The 14,104-nt window shown below is 67.5% G+C and carries 15 protein-coding genes; 9 read left to right on the top strand and 6 right to left on the bottom strand.

Annotated elements, in window-relative coordinates; genetic code table 11:
* Window positions 1-143: 143 nt before the first annotated feature.
* Entirely contained in the window at window positions 144-1,268 is a 1,125-nt protein-coding gene (locus SY91_RS04815; RefSeq protein ID WP_027809350.1) for a murein transglycosylase A, read from the bottom strand.
* Window positions 1,269-1,296: 28 nt separating this feature from the next.
* Between SY91_RS04815 and SY91_RS34940 the strand changes: the two genes are divergently transcribed.
* Window positions 1,297-1,440, top strand: a complete 144-nt coding sequence (locus tag SY91_RS34940; protein ID WP_006482075.1) for a hypothetical protein — start codon at window positions 1,297-1,299, stop codon at window positions 1,438-1,440.
* A 21-nt stretch (window positions 1,441-1,461) separates the two neighbouring features.
* On the opposite strand, the gene apaG is transcribed toward SY91_RS34940, so the two are convergent.
* Window positions 1,462-1,836 carry a Co2+/Mg2+ efflux protein ApaG gene (apaG, locus tag SY91_RS04810; RefSeq protein ID WP_006477037.1) on the bottom strand — a complete coding sequence of 125 codons (375 nt, stop codon included), beginning with the start codon at window positions 1,834-1,836 and terminating at the stop codon, window positions 1,462-1,464.
* A 177-nt stretch (window positions 1,837-2,013) separates the two neighbouring features.
* On the opposite strand from apaG, the gene rpe reads away from it, so the two are divergent.
* From rpe to SY91_RS04770, 8 genes are all read left to right on the top strand, one after another.
* Window positions 2,014-2,700, top strand: a complete 687-nt coding sequence (gene rpe, locus SY91_RS04805) for a ribulose-phosphate 3-epimerase (RefSeq protein ID WP_023475767.1) — start codon at window positions 2,014-2,016, stop codon at window positions 2,698-2,700.
* A gap of 4 nt (window positions 2,701-2,704) precedes the next feature.
* Complete coding sequence (locus SY91_RS04800; protein WP_006477039.1) at window positions 2,705-3,469, top strand: phosphoglycolate phosphatase; 765 nt, start codon at window positions 2,705-2,707, stop codon at window positions 3,467-3,469.
* A 357-nt stretch (window positions 3,470-3,826) separates the two neighbouring features.
* Window positions 3,827-5,320 (top strand): anthranilate synthase component I, encoded by a 1,494-nt coding sequence (gene trpE / locus SY91_RS04795; protein ID WP_006477040.1) that lies wholly within the window; start codon window positions 3,827-3,829, stop codon window positions 5,318-5,320.
* Between the two features lie 13 nt (window positions 5,321-5,333).
* The gene (locus tag SY91_RS04790) at window positions 5,334-5,933 is read left to right on the top strand and encodes an aminodeoxychorismate/anthranilate synthase component II (protein ID WP_006477041.1); all 600 of its coding nucleotides are present in this window, start codon (window positions 5,334-5,336) and stop codon (window positions 5,931-5,933) included.
* A 13-nt stretch (window positions 5,934-5,946) separates the two neighbouring features.
* Window positions 5,947-6,978: an anthranilate phosphoribosyltransferase gene (gene trpD, locus SY91_RS04785; RefSeq protein WP_006477042.1), complete on the top strand. Its 1,032-nt coding sequence runs from the start codon at window positions 5,947-5,949 to the stop codon at window positions 6,976-6,978.
* A 28-nt stretch (window positions 6,979-7,006) separates the two neighbouring features.
* Window positions 7,007-7,792 (top strand): indole-3-glycerol phosphate synthase TrpC, encoded by a 786-nt coding sequence (trpC, locus tag SY91_RS04780; RefSeq protein ID WP_006477043.1) that lies wholly within the window; start codon window positions 7,007-7,009, stop codon window positions 7,790-7,792.
* Entirely contained in the window at window positions 7,792-8,418 is a 627-nt protein-coding gene (locus SY91_RS04775) for a CYTH domain-containing protein (protein ID WP_043887273.1), read from the top strand. The genes trpC and SY91_RS04775 overlap by 1 nt, the downstream gene beginning before the upstream one ends.
* A 13-nt stretch (window positions 8,419-8,431) precedes the next feature.
* The gene (locus tag SY91_RS04770) at window positions 8,432-9,334 is read left to right on the top strand and encodes a uracil-DNA glycosylase (protein WP_023475765.1); all 903 of its coding nucleotides are present in this window, start codon (window positions 8,432-8,434) and stop codon (window positions 9,332-9,334) included.
* A gap of 118 nt (window positions 9,335-9,452) precedes the next feature.
* On the opposite strand, the gene SY91_RS04765 is transcribed toward SY91_RS04770, so the two are convergent.
* The 4 genes from SY91_RS04765 to SY91_RS04750 all read right to left on the bottom strand — a co-directional run bounded on the left by SY91_RS04765 (window position 9,453) and on the right by SY91_RS04750 (window position 14,100).
* Window positions 9,453-10,049, bottom strand: coding sequence for an FMN-dependent NADH-azoreductase (locus tag SY91_RS04765; RefSeq protein ID WP_006477046.1), 597 nt, complete (start codon window positions 10,047-10,049; stop codon window positions 9,453-9,455).
* 148 nt (window positions 10,050-10,197) lie between these two features.
* Window positions 10,198-11,997: a M61 family metallopeptidase gene (locus SY91_RS04760; RefSeq protein WP_023475764.1), complete on the bottom strand. Its 1,800-nt coding sequence runs from the start codon at window positions 11,995-11,997 to the stop codon at window positions 10,198-10,200.
* A 105-nt stretch (window positions 11,998-12,102) separates the two neighbouring features.
* Window positions 12,103-12,831 carry a DsbC family protein gene (locus tag SY91_RS04755; protein WP_006477048.1) on the bottom strand — a complete coding sequence of 243 codons (729 nt, stop codon included), beginning with the start codon at window positions 12,829-12,831 and terminating at the stop codon, window positions 12,103-12,105.
* A gap of 90 nt (window positions 12,832-12,921) precedes the next feature.
* Entirely contained in the window at window positions 12,922-14,100 is a 1,179-nt protein-coding gene (locus SY91_RS04750) for a UbiH/UbiF family hydroxylase (protein ID WP_023475763.1), read from the bottom strand.
* Window positions 14,101-14,104 lie beyond the last annotated feature (4 nt).

Raw genomic sequence — 14,104 nt, 5'->3', positions numbered from 1 at the left:
CGTGACACGCAGAGCATCACGCGAACTGAAATCAGACGGACGCACCGGCGATCAGACCGGCACGCCCCTCACACAATGAGACGCGCCATTCTGCCGCGTCTCGTCCACGAGCCACCATCCGGGCAACCCGCGCCGCCCCCAAATCACGAATTCGGGAACAGCAGCCACATCCGGCCGACCTGCTTCATCCGGCCGGCCTGGTCGCCCGCGTCGTCGCCGAGCCCCCAGAAATAGTCCGCCCGCACGCCGCCCTTGATCGCCGAGCCCGTATCCTGCGCGAACACGAGCCGGTTCATCGGCGTATTCGTCAGCGGACGCGTGGTCTGCAGGAACACCGGCGTGCCGAGCGGGATCGACGACGGATCGACCGCGATCGAGCGCTCAGGCGTCAGCGGCACGCCGAGCGCACCGATCGGACCGTCCGCGCCGCCGTGCGGCGCATCCTCCTTGGTCGGCATGTCGCGGAAGAACACGAAGCGCGGATTCGTATCGAGCAGTGCGTCGACGCGCGTCGGATTCGCCTTCGCCCAGGCCTTGATGCCCTGCATCGTCGCCTGCGCGGGCGTCAGCTCGCCGCGATCGAGCAGCCATTTGCCGATCGAACGGTACGGTTGATTGTTGGTGCCACCGAAGCCGACCCGCATCACCGAACCGTCGTCGAGCAGCACGCGCCCCGAGCCCTGCACCTGCAGGAAGAACGCCTCGATCGGATCGTCGACCCACACGAGCTCGTTGCCGTTCAGGATGCCGGCGCGCTCGAGCTGCGCGCGTGCCGGCAGCGCGGCGCCCGCGCGATAGCCGGCCGGCCAGCGATAGAGCGCGTACTGATACGGGCCGCGACGCACGCGCGAACCGTGCAGCAGCGGCTCGTAATAGCCGGTCACGAGCCCGTCGAGCGTACCGTCGGTATTCGCGAGCTGGAACGGCGTGAAATACGTTTCGAAGAAGGTGCGGGCGCTGCTGACGTCGAGTTCGTCGAGTCGGTCGGCGGCCGCGCAAGCGCGCGTCCAGGCCGGCTGACGCGCAAGCCGCGCGCAATTTTGCCGCAGCGCGGCCGTCGCGCCGATCAGCGAATCGTCCTGCCAGCCCGGCACCTGCTGCCACGCGACCGGCGTGAGCCGCTTCGCGGCGACCTGCCCCGGCACGATCGCCGCGCCGGTCGGCGGCTTCAGCGCGGAAGTTCGCGTCGGCGCGCCGCCGCACGCCGCGAGCAGCGCCGCCGCAGCAGCAGCGGCCATCCACCCGGCCAGCCGGGGCCCAAACCACATACAATGTCCGTTCTTGATGGAAACCGCCATGTCAGATTTTCTCGACCAATATCCGATGCTCATCTTCGCGCTCGAAGCCTTCGTAGCGCTTGCCCTGCTGATCTTCATCGTCGTGTGGACGTCGTCGGGCAGAAAGAAGCAGGCCCGCCACAACGACCGCCAGCCGCGCTGACGCGCGCCGCACACTGCACGCTCAATGCAGCGTGCGCGGCATGTGCAGGGCGAACTCGTCGACCGGCGCCTCGAAACGCTCGCCGTCCTCCGCCACGCAGAAGTACGCACCGCGCATCGTGCCGACCGGCGTCGCGATCACGGCCCAGCTCGTGTATTCGAAATGCTCGCCCGGCTGCAGCAGCGGCTGGTGCCCGACGACGCCGAGCCCCTTCACTTCCTGCACGTGGCTTTCGCTGTCCGTGATGATCCAGTGACGGGCGATCAGCTGCGCCGCGACCTGTCCGGTGTTGCGGATCGTCAGCGTGTACGCGAATGCGTATTGACGGTGATCGGGGTCGGATTGTTCCGGCAAGTAGCTGGTTTTCACCGAAACGGTGAACTGATACTGACTCATGGTGTGTCCGCTCTAGGTAACCGCGCGCGCCGACTCGAGCGGCCGGGCCGCGGGCGCGCCGCATTGGTTCGGCATTCTATGCGCAATCGGGCCGCAACCGCACGGCCTGCCGCCGCACAGCGGGTCGCCGGACGGTAGAATGACGGTTTTGCGCCGCAACGTCCCCGCTCCCCTGTCATGACTCAATTCCGCATCGCCCCCAGCATCCTGTCGGCCGACTTTGCACGGCTCGGCGAAGAAGTCCGCAACGTGGTCGCCGCCGGCGCCGACTGGATTCACTTCGACGTGATGGACAACCATTATGTGCCGAACCTGACGATCGGCCCGCTCGTCTGCGAGGCGATCCGCCCGCACGTGCAGGTGCCGATCGACGTGCACCTGATGGTGCGTCCGGTCGACCGGATCGTGCCCGATTTCGCGAAGGCCGGCGCGAACCTGATCAGCTTCCACCCGGAAGGCTCCGATCACATCGACCGCACGCTGTCGCTGATCCGCGACCACGGCTGCAAGGCCGGTCTGGTGTTCAATCCGGCCACGCCGCTGAACTACCTCGACCATGTGATGGATCGCCTCGACTTCGTGCTGCTGATGTCGGTGAACCCCGGCTTCGGCGGCCAGTCGTTCATTCCGGAGACGCTGAACAAGCTGCGCGAGGCGCGCGCCCGCATCGACGCGTACACCGAGCGCACCGGCCGCGAGATCCTGCTCGAAGTCGACGGCGGCGTGAAGGCCGACAACATCGCGGAAATCGCGGCGGCCGGCGCCGACACGTTCGTCGCGGGTTCGGCGATCTTCGGCAAGCCCGACTACCGCAAGGTGATCGACGAGATGCGCGCGGCGCTCGCGACCGTCGAACGGAACTGACGCCGTGGCCGACTCGTCGTTCGCCGGCCGCGCGCCGGCCGGGGCCGCCACGGACGCGGCCCCGATCCGCTTCGCCGCGCCGCGCATCGATGCGGCGCTGATCGACCTCGACGGCACGATGGTCGACACGGCCGACGATTTCACGGCCGGCCTGAACGGGATGCTCGCGCAGCTCGGCGCGCCGGCCACGTCGCGCGACGAAGTGATCGGCTATGTCGGCAAGGGCTCCGAACACCTGATCCAGAGCGTGCTGAAGCCGCGCTTCCCGGCCGACGAAGCGCACGCGCGCTTCGACGACGCACTCGCGATCTACCAGACCGAATACGCGAAGATCAACGGCCGCCATACGCGTCTCTATCCGGACGTGGCAGCCGGGCTCGACGCGCTGCGCGCGGCCGGCATCCGGCTCGCATGCGTGACGAACAAGCCGCACCGCTTCGCGGTCGAGCTGCTCGAGCAATACGGGCTGGCCGGCTGCTTCGGCATCGTGCTGGGCGGCGACAGCGTCGCGCGCAAGAAGCCCGATCCGCTGCCGATGCTGACGGCCTGCGATGCGCTGGGCGTCGCGCCGGACGCCGCGGTCGCGATCGGCGACTCGGAAAACGACGCGCTGGCCGGCCGCGCGGCCGGGATGGCGACGCTGACGGTGCCGTACGGCTACAACCACGGCAAAGCTATACAAACGATAAATTCGGATGGTATAGTCGATTCGTTGCTGGTCGCGGCTCGCGCAATTTCCGCGCACAACGCCGGCCGGCCAACCCTCTGATTATTTCTTCCATCCGCATGTTTCTGAATAAAAAACGGAGTCTGAGCAGCATCGACCGGGGAGCCTGGCCCTGGCGTCGCTGGTCGCGCTAACCTCTTCGATGAGGTACGCTGAAGCACGTCTTCAGCGCCGTTTTTTATCTCGCTGCGCATCCGCGCGCCGATCGTCGCACCACCTCGAGTTCCACCGTGTCCGAACGCTTGCGTTCAGGCTCGGCCGCAGGCTCGCGACGTTCACGCCCGGAGTGCCGGCCGGCAACAGGCACTTCTCGATCGACCGCCCTTTCGCCGACGGCCACCCGCGCAGCGTCAAGTGATCCCTGGCGCACGCGCCGCTCGTCCCGAACAGGACCGGAACATGACCGAACTCGAATTCCAATCGCTCGCGAACGAAGGCTACAACCGCATCCCGCTGATCGCGGAGGCCCTCGCCGATCTCGAAACGCCGCTGTCCCTCTACCTGAAGCTGGCCCAGCCCGAACGGGCGGGCGCCAACTCGTTCCTGCTCGAATCGGTGGTCGGCGGCGAGCGTTTCGGCCGCTACTCGTTCATCGGCCTGCCGGCCCGCACGCTCGTGCGCACCCGCAACGGCGTGTCGGAAGTCGTGCGCGACGGCCAGGTCGTCGAGACTCACGACGGCGATCCGTTCCAGTTCATCGAATCGTTCCAGGCACGCTTCAAGGTCGCGCAGCGCCCGGGCCTGCCGCGTTTCTGCGGCGGCCTCGCCGGCTACTTCGGCTACGACGCGGTGCGCTACATCGAGAAGAAGCTCGCGAACACCGCGCCGCGCGACGATCTCGGCCTGCCCGACATCCAGTTGCTGCTGACCGAGGAAGTCGCGGTGATCGACAACCTCGCCGGCAAGCTCTACCTGATCATCTACGCGGACCCGGGCCAGCCCGAAGCGTATGCGAAGGCGAAACACCGCCTGCGCGAACTGAAGCAGCGCCTGCGCACGACCGTGCAGCCGCCCGTCACGTCGGCGAGCGTGCGCACCGAGACGTTCCGCGAATTCAAGAAGGACGACTACCTGGCCGCCGTGCGCCAGGCGAAGGAATACATCGCGGCCGGCGAGCTGATGCAGATCCAGGTCGGCCAGCGGCTGACGAAGCCGTACCGCGACAATCCGCTGTCGCTGTACCGCGCGCTGCGTTCGCTGAATCCGTCGCCGTACATGTATTACTACAACTTCGGCGATTTCCACGTGGTCGGCGCGTCGCCGGAAATCCTGGTGCGCCAGGAAAAGCGCGGCGAAGACCAGATCGTCACGATCCGGCCGCTCGCCGGCACGCGCCCGCGCGGCAACACGCCCGAGCGCGACGCGGAACTCGCGACCGAGCTGCTCAACGATCCGAAGGAGATCGCCGAGCACGTGATGCTGATCGACCTCGCGCGCAACGACGTCGGCCGCATCGCGGAAATCGGCTCGGTGCAGGTGACCGACAAGATGGTCATCGAGAAGTACTCGCACGTGCAGCACATCGTCAGCTCGGTCGAAGGCAAGCTGAAGCCCGGCATGACGAACTACGACGTGCTGCGCGCGACGTTCCCGGCCGGCACGCTGTCCGGCGCGCCGAAAGTGCGCGCGATGGAACTGATCGACGAGCTCGAGCCGGTCAAGCGCGGGCTGTACGGCGGTGCGGTCGGCTACCTGTCGTTCTCGGGCGAGATGGATCTCGCGATCGCGATCCGCACGGGCCTGATCCACAACGGCAACCTGTACGTGCAAGCGGCGGCCGGCGTCGTCGCGGATTCGGTGCCCGAATCCGAATGGCAAGAAACCGAGAACAAGGCGCGCGCGGTGCTGCGTGCGGCCGAACAGGTCCAGGACGGCCTCGATAGCGACTTCTGACCGGAGACTGACCATGCTGCTCATGATCGACAACTACGACTCGTTTACCTACAACCTGGTCCAGTACTTCGGCGAACTCGGCGAGGACGTGCGTACCTACCGCAACGACGAAATCACGCTCGACGACATCGCGCGCCTGAACCCCGACACCATCTGCCTGTCGCCCGGCCCGAGCAATCCGCAACACGCGGGCATCACGCTCGACGTGCTGCGCGAATTCGCGGGCAAAAAGCCGATTCTCGGCGTCTGCCTCGGCCACCAGGCGATCGGCGAAGCGTTCGGCGGCCGCGTCGTGCGCGCGAAGACCATCATGCACGGCAAGGTGAGCCGGATCGAAACCGATTGCCGCGGCGTGTTCGCCGACCTGCCGAAGCATTTCGACGTGACGCGCTACCACTCGCTCGCGATCGAGCGCGAATCGCTGCCCGACTGCCTCGAGGTGTCCGCGTGGACCGACGACGGCGAAATCATGGGCGTGCGCCACAAGACGCTGCCGGTCGAAGGCGTGCAGTTCCACCCGGAATCGATTCTCTCGGAGCATGGCCATGCGCTGCTCGAGAATTTCCTGAAGCAGCATCGCGCAGCGGCCCATGCCGCCGCACCGGCTGCCTGACGGGAGACGCACGATGACGATTACCCCGCAGGAAGCGCTGCAGCGCACGATCGAGCACCGCGAGATCTTCCACGACGAAATGCTGCACCTGATGCGGCTGATCATGCGCGGCGACCTGTCGCCCGTGATGGCGGCCGCGATCATCACCGGGCTGCGCGTGAAGAAGGAGACGATCGGCGAGATCGCCGCCGCCGCGACCGTGATGCGCGAATTCGCGAATCACGTCGAGGTGCAGGACAACTCGAACTTCGTCGACATCGTCGGCACCGGCGGCGACGGCTCGCACACGTTCAACATCTCGACCGCATCGATGTTCGTCACGGCGGCCGCGGGCGCGAAGGTCGCGAAGCACGGCAACCGCGGCGTATCGAGCAAGTCCGGCAGCGCCGACGTGCTCGAGGCGCTCGGCGTGAACATCGACCTGCAGTCGGAGCAAGTCGCCGCGTCGATCGCCGAAACCGGCATGGGCTTCATGTTCGCGCCGAACCATCACCCGGCGATGAAGAACATCGCGGCCGTGCGCCGCGAGCTCGGCGTGCGCACGATCTTCAACATCCTCGGCCCGCTGACCAATCCGGCCGGCGCGCCGAACCAGTTGATGGGCGTGTTCCACCCCGACCTCGTCGGCATCCAGGTGCGCGTGATGCAGCGTCTCGGCGCGCAGCACGTGCTCGTCGTATACGGCAAGGACGGCATGGACGAGGTATCGCTCGGCGCCGCGACGCTCGTCGGCGAATTGCGCGACGGCAAGGTGCACGAATACGAGATCCATCCGGAGGACTTCGGCCTGCAGATGGTGTCGAACCGCACGCTGAAGGTGGAAAATGCCGACGAATCGCGCACGATGCTGCTCGGCGCGCTGGACAACCAGCCGGGCGTCGCGCGCGAGATCGTCACGCTGAACGCGGGCACCGCGCTCTACGCGGCCAATATCGCCGAATCGATCGCGGACGGCATCCAGCTCGCCCGCGAAGCGATCGCGAGCGGCAAGGCCCGCGCGAAGGTCGACGAACTCGTGCGCTTCACGCAGCAATTCAAGCGCTGACCCTCTTACGAATCCAGCAGGAACCCCTATGAGCGACATTCTCGACCGAATCATCGCCGTCAAGCGCGAAGAAATCGCGGCGGCCCTGCGCAGCACGCCGCTCGAGGCACTGAAACTGGAAGCCTCGGCGCGCGACCTGCGCGACTTCGTCGGCGCGCTGCGCGCGAAGCACGCGGCCGGCAACGCCGCCGTGATCGCCGAAATCAAGAAGGCCAGCCCGTCGAAAGGCGTGCTGCGCGAGCACTTCGTGCCGGCCGACATCGCGCGCTCGTATGCGGCGCACGGTGCCGCGTGCCTGTCGGTGCTGACCGACGAGCAGTTCTTCCAGGGCGGCGTCCGCTACCTCGAGGAAGCGCGCGCGGCCTGCACGCTGCCGGTGCTGCGCAAGGACTTCATCGTCGACGCGTACCAGATCGTCGAAGCCCGCGCGATGGGCGCCGATGCGATCCTGCTGATCGCCGCCGCGCTCGACACGCCGCTGATGCAGGATCTCGAAGCGTATGCGCACTCGCTCGGCCTCGCGGTGCTGGTCGAAGTGCACGACCGCCACGAGATGGAACAGGCGCTGACGCTGAAGACGCCGCTGCTCGGCATCAACAACCGCAACCTGCGCACGTTCGAGACGTCGATCCAGACCACGCTCGACATGCTTGACATGATTCCGGCGGATCGCATCGTCGTGACCGAATCGGGCATCCTGTCGCGTACCGACGTCGACACGATGCGCGCGGCGAACGTAAACACGTTCCTCGTCGGCGAGGCGTTCATGCGCGCCGAGCAGCCGGGCGAGGAACTCGCACGGATGTTCTTCTGATGGCGATCGAACAGGAAATCAAGCTCGCGCTACCGGCCGGCCTGGCCGACGCCGCGCGCCGCTTCTTCGAGACGCTGACCGGCGAACCCGGCCGTGCCATCGCGCTCGCGAACGTCTATTACGACACGCCCGATCTCGCGCTGGCGCGCTCGAAGAGCGCGGTGCGCGTGCGCCGCACGCCGGACGGCTGGCTGCAGACGTTCAAGACGGTCGGCAGCGCGGAAGGCGGCCTGCATAGCCGCCACGAATGGGAACTGCCGGTCGCGGGCGACGCGCTCGAAATCGACGCGCTCGTCGCGGCCTGCGACGTGCCGGAAGCCGCCGCCGCGCTCAATGACGCGGCCGGCGCGCTGCACGCGCTGTTCCGCACGGATTTTTCGCGTACGCTGTGGCGCATCGCAATCGGCGGCGCAACCGTCGAGGCCGCGGTGGACCTCGGCGAGATCGTCGTCCAGGCGGAACACGAAACGCGCCGCGAACCGATCAGCGAAATCGAACTCGAACTGATCGACGGCCCGGAAACGGCGCTCGCGACGCTCGCCGCCGAACTGCAGCAGGCGCTGCCGGGCCTCGTTCCCGAAAACATCAGCAAGGCGCAGCGCGGCTACCGGCTGCGCGCGCAATAAACTCGCATCACGCATGGCAACCCGCAAGACTTCCCGCGCGCCGCAACAGGCGTCGCTGTTCGACGATCCCGTGCCGGAAACGGCACCGGCCGATATTCCGTCCCCGGCTTCCGAGCCGCCCGCGGCCGGGCGCAAACCCGCGAAGAAAACCGCCGCACCGGCGCCCGCCGCGGCCCTGCGGCCCGTTGCCGCCGACGTGCCGCATCTGGCCGAACAATTCGACGCGCTGCCGGCCGTCTGGCGCGACGTGCTGAAACCGTTCACCGACAGCGACGCGTACGCGCCGCTGTGCCGCTTCGTCGACGAAGAGCGTGCGGCCGGTAAGACGGTCTACCCGACCGACGTGTTCCGCGCGCTGCGCCTGACGCATCCCGACGACGTGAAGGTCGTGATCCTCGGCCAGGACCCGTACCACGGCGACGACCGCGGCACGCCGCAGGCGCACGGCCTCGCGTTCTCGGTGCCGCCGGCCGTGCGCACGCCGCCGTCGCTGCGCAACATCTTCAAGGAAATCGCCGCGAACTTCGGTCACGACACGCCGCGTCACGGCTGCCTCGACACGTGGGCACGCCAGGGCGTGCTGCTGCTCAACACCGTGCTGACGGTCGAGCGCGGCGCGGCCGCGAGCCATGCGAAGCGCGGCTGGGAGCAATGCACGGACACGCTGATCCGCGAGCTCGCCGGCCGTCATCGCGGGCTCGTGTTCATGCTGTGGGGCGCGCACGCGCAGGCCAAGCGGGCGCTGTTCGACGCGAACGCGCATTGCGTGCTCGAGGCGCCGCATCCGTCGCCGCTGTCCGCGCACCGCGGCTTCCTCGGCTGCCGCCATTTCGCGCTCGCGAACGACTATCTGGCCGCCGCCGGCCGCGAACCGATCGACTGGCGCCTGCCGGACGTGGCCGAAACGCTCGCGTAACGGCCTCGGTTGCGGCGAGTTCGCCGGCCGAATGAAAAAACGCCGCGTCCCCGAAAGGACGCGGCGTTTTTTCATCGGGCGACGCAGCGGCTGCATCGCACCCGCATCGACCTACGCGTTACGCGGCGGCGATCGCTTCGCGTGCGCTGGCCAGCGCGGCGCTCTGCGCGTCCGGGCCGAGGTTCAGGCCTTCCGCGTGGATGAAATTCACGTCGGTCAGGCCGATGAAGCCGAGGAACGAACGCAGGTACGGGGTCTGGCTGTCGTTCGGCGTACCCAGGTACTTGCCGCCGCGCGCCGTCACCACGTGAACCTTCTTGCCCTTGATCAGGCCTTCCGGACCGTTCTCGGTGTAGCGGAACGTGACGCCTGCGCGGGCGATCCAGTCAAAGTACGTCTTCAGTTGCGACGAGATGCCGAAGTTGTACATCGGCGCGCCGATCACGATGATGTCGGCGGCTTGCAGCTCGGCGATCAGTGCATCGCTCTTCGCGACGATCGCATTCTGTTCCGCGGTGCGCTTGTCGGCCGGCGTGAAGAACGCGCCGAGCACCGATTCGTCGAGGTGCGGCAGCGCATCGGCCAGCAGGTCGCGGACCACGACATTCGCGCCGGGGTTCGATTGTTGCAGCTTTGCGGTCAGTTCGTTGGACAGCAGCGTGGATTGCGCACCTTGCGAACGCGCAGCGGAATTGATTTGCAGAATGGTCGTCATGTCAGGCTCCGGGTGGGGTTGCGCTTCGGTAGCGCGAGTGACGCCATTGTGCGTGGCCGCATGACCGCGAAAAAGCGGGTTCAGGGCGACGGATTGTTGCAACAACAGAACAATCGCCGATCGCGCCCCGCTACCCGCTTTCGTACGATTACCCCTGCAGCCAGGCTTCGCGGGCCTTCGTGGCCGCAGCCGGCTTGGCGGCCGCCGTCAGCCGGTAGCGGGTGACTTCCGGGCCGTCGAGCTTCAGCTTCGCGGTGCGCAGCTCGTCGCGGCGGAACGCGTGAATCTCGACCTTGTCGCCCGGCCGGTAGCGTGCGAGCAGCGCATCGAGGTTCGTGCCCGTCACACGCAGCCCGTCGACCGCGATCAGCGTGTCGCCGGCCGACAACCCCGCGCGATGCGCGGCGCCGCCTTCGTAGACCGCCGCCAACGTGCAGTCCGCGCCGCCGCGCAGGCGCGCGCCGATCGTCGGTTTCGCGGCCGCGCCGGTCGCGACGTCGGGGACCAGCGTCACGCCGAACGGCGCGAGCAGTTCGGCGAGCGGCAGGTCGCGCGTGCCCTGCACGGCGTCGGCGAACAGGCGGCCGAGCGCGACGCCCGTCGCCTCCTCGATCAGCGCCTCGACTTCGTTTTCGTCCACACCCGCCTGCTTGCCGCGATAGAAGTCGCGGCCGTAGCGTTGCCACAGCAGGCGCATCACGTCGTCGAGCGACTTCCGGTTGCGCGTCTGCGCGCGGATCGCGAGATCGAACGCCAGCGCAACGAGCGAGCCCTTCGTGTAATAGCTGACGATCGCGTTGGTCGCGTTCTCGTCCTGGCGGTAGTACTTGATCCACGCGTCGAACGAGCTTTCCGCGACGCTCTGCTTGAGCCGGCCCGTGCCGCGCAGCACGCCGCCGATCGTGCGGCCGAGCGCCGCGAAATAGTCGTCCTGCGACATCAGCCCGCTGCGCACCAGCATCAGGTCGTCGTAATACGACGTGAAGCCCTCGAACAGCCACAGCAGCGACGTGTAGTTCTCGCGCGTGAGGTCGTACGGCACGAACGCCGCCGGCTTGATGCGCTTCACGTTCCACGTGTGGAAATACTCGTGGCTGCAGAGGCCGAGATACGTGCGATAGCCTTCCGTCGTTTCCGGTCGCCCCTTCACCGGCAGGTCGGTCCGGTTGCAGATCAGCGCGGTCGATGCGCGATGCTCGAGGCCACCGTAGCCGTCGCTGACCGCGAGCGTCATGAACACGTAGCGATCCATCGGCGCCTTTTTCGACTTCGGCTCAAACAGCGCGATCTGCGCTTCGCACACACGCTTCAGATCGGTACGCAGCCGCTCCAGGTCGAGTTGCGTCACGCGCCCGGCGATCACGATGTCGTGCGGCACGCCGTGCGCGTCGAACGTCGCGAGCGCGAATTCGCCGATCGTCACCGGATGGTCGGACAGCTCGTCATAGTTCGCCGCGCGATACGCGCCGAACCCGTAACGCCGGGTGCCGCCCGCTTCGGGCAGCGCGGTGCCGACGCGCCACGTGCGGAACGCCGCGCCGGCCGGTTTCGCGATGTCGACTTCACACGGCGCGTCCTCGCGACCGGCGACGCTCAGGAACACGGCCGTCGCGTTGAAGAAGCCGCCCGATTCGTCGAGATACGCGGAGCGCACCGACAAATCCCATGCATACACGTCGTAGCGCAGCGTCAGCGCGCCGGTCACGGGCGCGGCCTGCCACGTGTGCTTGTCGGTCTTCGCGATGCGCACCTTGCGGCCCGCGTCGTTGAACGCGCGCAGCGTCACGATGTTGCGCGCGAACTCGCGCACGAGATAGCTGCCCGGAATCCATACCGGCAGCGAGAAACGCTGGCCTTCGGGATCGGGACCGGCAACCGTCACCGTCACTTCGAACAGGTGCGCGGCAAGATCTTTCGGGACAATCGAATAGCGGATCGGCTGGGTCATCGTGGCAATCGGTCGGTCGAATACGGCGGCGAAAACGAAGAGAGGCGCCGGCAGATCATGCGGGCGCCCCTCGCTGGCCGGGCGCTGCGCCCGGCGTGCAGTCGGTTACTTGCTCGAGGCGAGCGCCTGGTTGAGCTGGTCGGCCGATACCGCGCCCGGCAGGCGGCGGCCGTCCGGCAAAAAGATCGTCGGCGTGCCCGTGACGTTCATCCCGCGGCCGAGCGCGAGGTTCTTGTCGAGCGCGGTGGTGTCGCAGGTACCGGCGCCGGACGGCGCGCGATGGTCGAGCATCCAGCTTTCCCACGTCTTCGCGCGGTCGGTCGCGCACCAGATCGCCTTCGACTTCGCGGTCGAATCCGGCGACAGCACCGGGTACAGGAACGTGTAGACGGTCACGTTGTCGACCGACTGCAGCGTCGTCTCGAGCTTCTTGCAGTACGGGCAGTTCGGATCGGAGAACACCGCGATCTTGCGGGCGCCGTTGCCCTTGACGATCTTGATCGCATTCGCGAACGGCAGGCTCGCGAAGTCGATCTTGTTGATTTCGGACAGGCGGGCGTCGGTCAGGTTCTTGTGCGTCTTCGCGTCGACGAGATCGCCGAGCAGCACGTAGTCGCCCGCCGCGTCGCTATAGATGATCTGCGAGCCGAGGTTCACTTCGTAAAGGCCTGCGACCGGCGATTTCGACACGCTCTTGATCGGCGCGTCGTTGCCGAGACGGGCTTGCAGCGTGGCCTTCAGCTTGTCGGTGGTCTGGTCGGCCTGCGCGGTGCAGCCGAGCGTCGCCATCGTGACGGCCAGCGCCAGCGACGCGATGCGGATCGTTTTTTTCATTGAAATCTTCCTTCAGCTCAATCGGAGTGCACGGCACAGTGTACGCCGTAACGGAACCGTCTCCGACCGGCGCGGCGGCGGAAGGTTCGTTCAGCCGAGCGCGGCCGACACGAGCCAGCGCTTCACGAGCGGCTGCGCGCCGACGAACGCCATGCCCGCATTGCGCACCGCCTTCGCGAGCGAGCCCGGCACCGCGAACAGCCGCTGCAGGCCGTCGGTGGCGACCATCAGCGCGCGGATGTCCTCGCGGCGCGAACGTTCGTAGCGGCGCAGCAGCACCGTATCGCCGAGATTACGGAAGCTTTCCTTGCCCGCGATCGCGTCGGCGAGCGCGGCGACGTCGCGCAGCCCGAGGTTCATCCCCTGCCCCGCGAGCGGGTGGATCAGGTGCGCGGCATCGCCCACCAGCGCGACGCGCGGCGCGATCAGCTTGTCGACGGTCTGCAGCGCCAGCGGGAAGCCGGCGGCCGGCGTCACGCATTCGAGCGTGCCGACCTGGCCGTGCGACACGTGCTCGACCTCGGCCGCGAGCTGCGCCGGATCGAGGGCGAGCAGTGCGTCCGCGTGCGCGGTGTGCGCGGACCACACGAGCGACACGTGGCCGTCCGGCAGCGGCAGCAGCGCGACGATCTCGCCTTCGTGGAACCACTGGTACGCGGTCTCGCGGTGCGGCAACGATGCCTTGAAGTTCGCGACGACGCCCGTTTGCCGGTAGTCGCGTCGCTCTACCCTGGCCCCCATTTGGGAGCGCACCCACGAATGCGCGCCGTCGGCGCCGACGACGAGATCGGCTTCGAGCACCTGGCCCGACGACAGCGTCAGCACGGCCGCGTCGTCGCGCACGTCGAAGCCCTGCGCACGCGAGTCGAACCACGTGAGGTTCGGCTGGAACCGCAGCGCGGCGTCGAGCGACGCCTCGACCAGCGAGGATTCGGCGATCCAGGCGAGCTGCGGCACGGACGCCTGGTAGGCGGAGAAATGCAGTTCGGCATGCGCATCGCCATACACGCGCATGTCGTAGACCGGCGCGAGCCGGCCGTGGTCGAGCGCCTGCCAGACCCGCAGCCGCTCGAGCAACGCCTGCGAACTGGACGACAGTGCGTAGACGCGCGTGTCGAACGCGAGATCGGCGGGGCGCGGCGTGGCCGGCTGGGCGAGCAAGGCTGTCTTGTAGCCGGACTGGGTCAGCGCGAGCGCGGCCGTCTTGCCGACGAGCCCGCCGCCGACCACGGCGACGTCGAAGGAGTGGTGGGCAGTCATGGCGGGCATTATA

Origin of the sequence: Burkholderia cenocepacia, from assembly GCF_014211915.1 — a bacterium.
Lineage (GTDB): Bacteria > Pseudomonadota > Gammaproteobacteria > Burkholderiales > Burkholderiaceae > Burkholderia > Burkholderia orbicola.
The sequence above is the reverse complement of the archived record's forward strand: the minus strand, read 5'-3'. Positions and strand labels throughout refer to the sequence as shown.

Excerpts from the sequence above, each read along its gene's own strand:
- SY91_RS04815 (WP_027809350.1), bottom strand. The coding sequence starts at position 1,268 with ATGTGGTTTGGGCCCCGGCTGGCCGGGTGGATGGCCGCTGCTGCTGCG.
- SY91_RS04765 (WP_006477046.1), bottom strand. The coding sequence starts at position 10,049 with ATGACGACCATTCTGCAAATCAATTCCGCTGCGCGTTCGCAAGGTGCG.
- SY91_RS04790 (WP_006477041.1), top strand. The coding sequence starts at position 5,334 with ATGCTGCTCATGATCGACAACTACGACTCGTTTACCTACAACCTGGTC.
- SY91_RS04750 (WP_023475763.1), bottom strand. The coding sequence starts at position 14,100 with ATGCCCGCCATGACTGCCCACCACTCCTTCGACGTCGCCGTGGTCGGC.
- trpC (WP_006477043.1), top strand. The coding sequence starts at position 7,007 with ATGAGCGACATTCTCGACCGAATCATCGCCGTCAAGCGCGAAGAAATC.
- SY91_RS04770 (WP_023475765.1), top strand. The coding sequence starts at position 8,432 with ATGGCAACCCGCAAGACTTCCCGCGCGCCGCAACAGGCGTCGCTGTTC.
- SY91_RS04755 (WP_006477048.1), bottom strand. The coding sequence starts at position 12,831 with ATGAAAAAAACGATCCGCATCGCGTCGCTGGCGCTGGCCGTCACGATG.
- apaG (WP_006477037.1), bottom strand. The coding sequence starts at position 1,836 with ATGAGTCAGTATCAGTTCACCGTTTCGGTGAAAACCAGCTACTTGCCG.
- rpe (WP_023475767.1), top strand. The coding sequence starts at position 2,014 with ATGACTCAATTCCGCATCGCCCCCAGCATCCTGTCGGCCGACTTTGCA.
- SY91_RS04760 (WP_023475764.1), bottom strand. The coding sequence starts at position 11,997 with ATGACCCAGCCGATCCGCTATTCGATTGTCCCGAAAGATCTTGCCGCG.
- SY91_RS04775 (WP_043887273.1), top strand. The coding sequence starts at position 7,792 with ATGGCGATCGAACAGGAAATCAAGCTCGCGCTACCGGCCGGCCTGGCC.
- trpD (WP_006477042.1), top strand. The coding sequence starts at position 5,947 with ATGACGATTACCCCGCAGGAAGCGCTGCAGCGCACGATCGAGCACCGC.
- SY91_RS34940 (WP_006482075.1), top strand. The coding sequence starts at position 1,297 with ATGTCAGATTTTCTCGACCAATATCCGATGCTCATCTTCGCGCTCGAA.
- trpE (WP_006477040.1), top strand. The coding sequence starts at position 3,827 with ATGACCGAACTCGAATTCCAATCGCTCGCGAACGAAGGCTACAACCGC.